The organism is Rhizobium sp. PRIMUS64, assembly GCF_023006465.1.
Classification (GTDB): Bacteria; Pseudomonadota; Alphaproteobacteria; order Rhizobiales; family Rhizobiaceae; genus Rhizobium; species Rhizobium leguminosarum.
Window position 1 is genome coordinate 1 of the sequence record NZ_JALBGX010000241.1, and the last position, 4767, is coordinate 4767.

Genomic DNA, 4767 nt, shown 5'->3' on the forward strand with positions numbered 1-4767 from the left:
AACCGGGGAGTCGGTGCCCGGGCCAACAACCGATCAATCCGCCGTCCAGCCAGCCGATCCCTTGGTCGTCCGGTCTACCGGCCAGCCGGTCGACGGGCCAGCCCGTGAACCGGTGGTCGGGCCAACCGGTGAACCGGCTACGGGGCCGACCGATCAATTGAGGGGCGGTCCGAGCGGTGAACCGGCCGTCCGGAAGGGCGGTCGGCTGGGGAGCCCGGCGCAGTGATCGGCGCTTGAGATGATTGATTTCCGTTCGATCTCGTAACTCCGAGCATTGGCTGAAGTACGAAGCTTGCTGACACCGGTTGACGGCTGGAGCCATCTGTATTGAGAGTAGCTCTCATCTTGCAGGAGGTCCCGATGGATGGAAGCGGCACGACGATCAGGCATATCCAGGCAGACGAAGTGGAGGCTTTCCGGCGCATCCGTCTGGAAGCGCTTCGCACCGAACCGTCTCTCTTTGCAAGCCGCTACGAAGACTGGGCGGCTCTTTCTCTCGAGGAGTGGCGCAACCGCCTGAACGAACCGGTTTTCATCGCCTTTCAGGATGGCGAACCCGTCGGCATAACGGGCCTGCTCCGGCAGCGGTCGAGCAAGATGGTTCATCGCGCGACGATCATCATGGTTTACGTCAGAAGGAGCCTGCGCGGAACGGGGCTTGCCGCGAGGCTGCTCAGCGCGGCTGCCGACCATGCGCGCGATATCGGCATCCTGCAGCTGGAGCTCTTTGTCAGCGCGGAGAACCCGGCGGCAATACGGTTCTATCAGCGGGAAGGCTTTTCCGAGATCGGCAGAATTCCCGGCGGGGTTCTGGAGGAGGGCAGGGAGATCGACGACGTCATGATGGCTCGCCGTCTGGTCGGTTAGCTCTCACGCGATGTTTCGGCGCATATCGGTTTGCCCGAGCTATTGACCTCAAGCGGGGTTGGGGTTGCAGGATGCCGGTATGGGCTGGAGGGTTGGCTGTGACGAAAATCCTGAAAGACGAGGATCTTGTCGGTAGCGGGTTGATGGCGGTCGCGATCGATGCGCTCGAGACAGCTTTTCCCGCGAGAGCCGGCAATCGGCTGATCTCTCCGCCCCGGCATCATGTCTCGTTTCCCGATCGGGGCGATCTCGTCTTCACCGTCGGTGGCATCCTTGGCGAGAAACCGCTCGCGGGCTTTCGGGTCTATGAAACATTCGACGGGGTGGAGCATTCGCAGATCGTCGCTGTGTGGTCGGCCGACGACGCCAGGCTCAAAGGCATCGTTCTCGGAGAGCGCCTCGGCAGCCTCAGAACCGGTGCGATCGGAGGTCTCGCCATCCGCCACCTCAGCGCGCCGGATGCCAGGACCGTCGGGATCCTCGGTAGCGGAGCCCAAGCGCGAACCCAGCTTGCCGCGGCTGCCACCGTTCGGAAACTGGACCGCGCTCGCGTCTATAGCCGCGACGCAAAAAATCGAACCGCCTTCGCAGCTGAGATGCAGCAGGCCTTGGGCATTGAGGTGGAGCCTGCCGGCAGCGCCTCTGAAGCCGTTGATGACGCCGACATCGTCATCTGCGCGACGACGAGCCAAACACCGGTCATCCATGCGCGGGATTTGAAGCCCGGGATGCACGTCAACACCGTTGGCCCGAAAACACATCAGGGATACGAACTGGGCCTGGATATCGCCGATGTCGCAGCCGTGATCGCGACGGACTCTCCCGAATAGACGCGCGCCTATGCTTCGCCCTTTTTCCTCGCCGGCTCCGGCAATGAGCATCGCATGGCCGATCTTGCCGATATCATTGCCGGGAAAGCGGCCGGTCGGGGATCGCCTGGCGATACGACCCTGTTTTGCTCCGTCGGGCTGGCTGGAACCGAAGTCGTCGTCGCCTCGGCAATCCTTGATAGTTTATAGGCCAGTTTCTCAGGCCAGCCCGAGAACATCTCCCATTGTGTATTCGCCGGGTGCGCGCCCTGCGACCCAGCGGGCGGCGGCAAGTGCGCCGCGGGCGAACATGCCGCGATCGAGAGCCGAATGGGAGAGCGTCACGACTTCCTCGGCGGCGGCAAACAGGACGCTGTGTTCTCCGATGATCCCGCCGGCGCGCAAGACGGCGAAGCCGATTTCGCCGGTCGGGCGCTCACCGGTGATGCCGTCACGCCCGCGCCGCTCGACGGATGCGAGGGAAACCCCGCGGCCCTCGGCGGCGGCTTCGCCGAGCATCAGCGCCGTACCGGACGGCGCGTCGATCTTCCTGTTGTGATGGGCTTCGAGGATTTCGATATCCCAGGCATGCGCGGGAAGGGCGCGGGCCGCCTGGGCGACGAGGCCGACCAGCATGTTGACGCCGATGGAGAAATTGCCGGAGCGCAGGATCGGAATCGTGCGAGCAGCCTCTGCGATCCGTTCGAGTTCATCCGGCTCGAAACCCGTCGCCCCGATCACCAGGGCCGGTCCACCGGCCAAAGCGCACAAGCCGGCAAGTTCGGCGGCAGCGTTTCCCGTCGTGAAATCCAGGATCACGTCGGCCGCTCCGATCGCGGCCGACCGGTCGATCAGCCCGGTGCCGATGGCGCCCTCACGGCCGATGCCGCCGACGAAAGCAAAATCTGGATCGGCCGCCAGCAGCGGCAGGATGGCGCGCCCCATGCGACCGTTCGCACCGGCGACGGCTATATTGATTGGTGATATCACGGTCTTTCCTTGCTCGCGATGTTTTCGGCTGAGCGGCTATTTACGTCCTGCATTCGTGCCGGAGAAGGCGACCTGCAACTAATGCATTCCGCTCCCGGCGCAAAACCGTATCTCCTGTGGTCCGTCTGGTCGCCTGCCGCTTACCAGTTGCCGGGATCGGCGGTGTGATCGATGCTGGCGAATTCGTCGGCCTTGTGCCGATCCAGCTTCACCTCCGTTGTCGCTTTCGTCTCGTCGGTGACGGAGTAGCGGTCAGGGATCGGTCCCGTTGATAGTTCCTGATACATGAGCAAGGCGGCCTCCTCGGCGGTATCGGCCTCGATCTCTCGGGTGATTGATACGGTGAACTTGTGCATGGCTTCGGCCCTCTCGATCGATGCGGCGGCGTGCGCAGTTTGCACAGTCTGACACGAGTTTTGTGTCGATGACACCAAAACTGCTCGCTTAGAATTTGATTCATGCGATGGCTTCAGGTCTTTGTTTTTATGAATGTCGTGATCCCCGGCCGCCAGACAGTTTCGGGCGAAGTCAGCTGAGGGGGGATAGGTCATGCGCCTGAATCAAGTAACCGTTACGATGCCTGACCTTGATGCGGGCTGGAACTTCTACTGCATTCTCGGTCTCAGACCCGTCGTCGACGCCCGTCCCCGGTATGCGCGTTTTGTCTGCCCGGACGGAGACAGCACCTTCTCCTTGCATCAGGGCGTAAGTGGTGGTGGTGGCGGAACCACGGTGTATTTCGAGTGCGAGAACCTGGACGAGACGGTCGGCAGTCTCAGCGAAGCCGGTCTTCGTTTCGTGAGCGGGCCGGAGGACAAGAATTGGCTCTGGCGTGAAGCGGAGCTGTTCGACCCCGGCGGCAACCGCATCATTCTCTATTTCGCCGGTTCGAACCGCCTGGATCCGCCGTGGCGGGTGGATCAAGGTCGGCCCGCTTGAGGTAGGTGCTCGGCCGTCCCCGAATTGACGAATCGCGGCCGCCTCGGCATCTTCGGCTCGGCGTGGCCTAACGCCGAACCTCTCCAGACCTTCCCCAGCAGGGTCTTCAACCGGAGGCAAAGGGACTTTCGTCTCGGGTCGTGATCTTGGTCCTGATGTTTTGGGCTGTTGCTGGGGAACGATGTCCGGAACGTGAGAGGCCCTGATATGACTGAGAATGGAAATTTCAAACGGCGGGTGCGTGCGCGCGCCGCCAAGACGGGTGAATCCTACACGACCGCCCGCATGCATGTTTTCCCCAAGTCGGCGAACGACGCAGCGCCTGAGGCAAGACGCCTGCGTCTCGCCGTGGCGCAGACCACCTATGCGGACGATCCCCGCGATATCGACAAGCTTCGCTGGAGCGGCCAGGAGATGCGCCTGCTGATGCGGCAGGCGCGGGAGGCGGGCGCGCGGCTCATCCATTTTCCCGAAGGAGCGACATCATCGCCCAACAAGCGCATCATGTCGGAAATCGGGCCGCGAGAGATCGGGCCCTCCGATTGGCGGCGGTTCGAATGGGCCGTGCTTCGCGAGGAGTTGGATTCAACGCGCAGGCTGGCGCACGAGTTGGGGCTCTGGGCGGTCATCGGCTCGGTGCATCCGCTGACGGCGCCGCACCGGCCGCACAACAGCCTCTATGTCGTCTCCGACCGCGGCGAACTGGTGACGCGCTACGACGAGCGCCTACTGTCGAACACCAAGATCTCTTTCATGTACACGCCGGGTTCGATCCCCGTGACCTTCGAGGTCGACGGCATCCGCTTTGGTTGCTCGCTCGGTATGGAGTGCCACTATCCGGAGATTTTTAGCGAATATGAGCGGCTCGACGTCCATTGCGTGCTGTTCTCGACAACAGGCGGTTCGCCGGCCAACGAGCCGTCCTTCGCCGCCGAGGCACAAGGGCATGCGGCGAGCAACAGCTACTGGGTCAGTTTCTCGATCCTTGCTCATCCCGGTCAGGCTGATCCGGCCTCTTCCGGGATCGTCGCGCCCGGCGGCCGATGGGCGGCGCAATGCCCTGCGGAAGGAACGGCCGCGATATCGCTCGCCGATATCGACGACAATCCCGGCGATCTTTCCCGGCCGTGGCGGCGCAAGGCGCGGAGCGGCCTCTACGAGC

The 4767-nt window shown here is 63.1% G+C and carries 5 protein-coding genes and 2 pseudogenes; 5 read left to right on the forward strand and 2 right to left on the reverse strand.

Annotated features, from left to right (window positions below; all coding sequences use genetic code 11):
- The 3 genes and pseudogenes from MOV76_RS38350 to MOV76_RS38360 all read left to right on the forward strand — a co-directional run.
- Positions 1-226: pseudogene (locus MOV76_RS38350) on the forward strand (hypothetical protein); the annotation flags it as partial.
- 134 nt (positions 227-360) lie between these two features.
- Positions 361-867, forward strand: coding sequence for a GNAT family N-acetyltransferase (locus MOV76_RS38355; RefSeq protein WP_112903782.1), 507 nt, complete (start codon positions 361-363; stop codon positions 865-867).
- A gap of 98 nt (positions 868-965) precedes the next feature.
- A pseudogene (locus MOV76_RS38360) lies at positions 966-1886 on the forward strand (ornithine cyclodeaminase family protein).
- A gap of 9 nt (positions 1887-1895) precedes the next feature.
- Here the strand turns inward: MOV76_RS38360 and dapB are convergent.
- Together dapB and MOV76_RS38370 are read right to left on the reverse strand one after the other, a co-directional pair.
- Entirely contained in the window at positions 1896-2666 is a 771-nt protein-coding gene (gene dapB / locus MOV76_RS38365; RefSeq protein WP_247266516.1) for a 4-hydroxy-tetrahydrodipicolinate reductase, read from the reverse strand.
- Positions 2667-2806: 140 nt separating this feature from the next.
- Positions 2807-3022, reverse strand: a complete 216-nt coding sequence (locus tag MOV76_RS38370; RefSeq protein WP_028733211.1) for a hypothetical protein — start codon at positions 3020-3022, stop codon at positions 2807-2809.
- A 193-nt stretch (positions 3023-3215) separates the two neighbouring features.
- Here MOV76_RS38370 and MOV76_RS38375 point away from each other — a divergent pair, with 193 nt between their 5' ends.
- Together MOV76_RS38375 and MOV76_RS38380 are read left to right on the forward strand one after the other, a co-directional pair.
- On the forward strand, positions 3216-3605 hold the full coding sequence (locus MOV76_RS38375; protein WP_247266517.1) for a VOC family protein: 390 nt from the start codon (positions 3216-3218) through the stop codon (positions 3603-3605).
- Positions 3606-3812: 207 nt separating this feature from the next.
- Positions 3813-4767 (forward strand): carbon-nitrogen hydrolase family protein (locus MOV76_RS38380; RefSeq protein ID WP_247266518.1); only part of this gene is annotated, 955 nt, incomplete at its 3' end.

Coding starts and splice junctions, on each gene's coding strand:
- MOV76_RS38355 (WP_112903782.1), top strand. CDS start 361: ATGGATGGAAGCGGCACGACGATCAGGCATATCCAGGCAGACGAAGTG.
- MOV76_RS38370 (WP_028733211.1), bottom strand. CDS start 3,022: ATGCACAAGTTCACCGTATCAATCACCCGAGAGATCGAGGCCGATACC.
- MOV76_RS38375 (WP_247266517.1), top strand. CDS start 3,216: ATGCGCCTGAATCAAGTAACCGTTACGATGCCTGACCTTGATGCGGGC.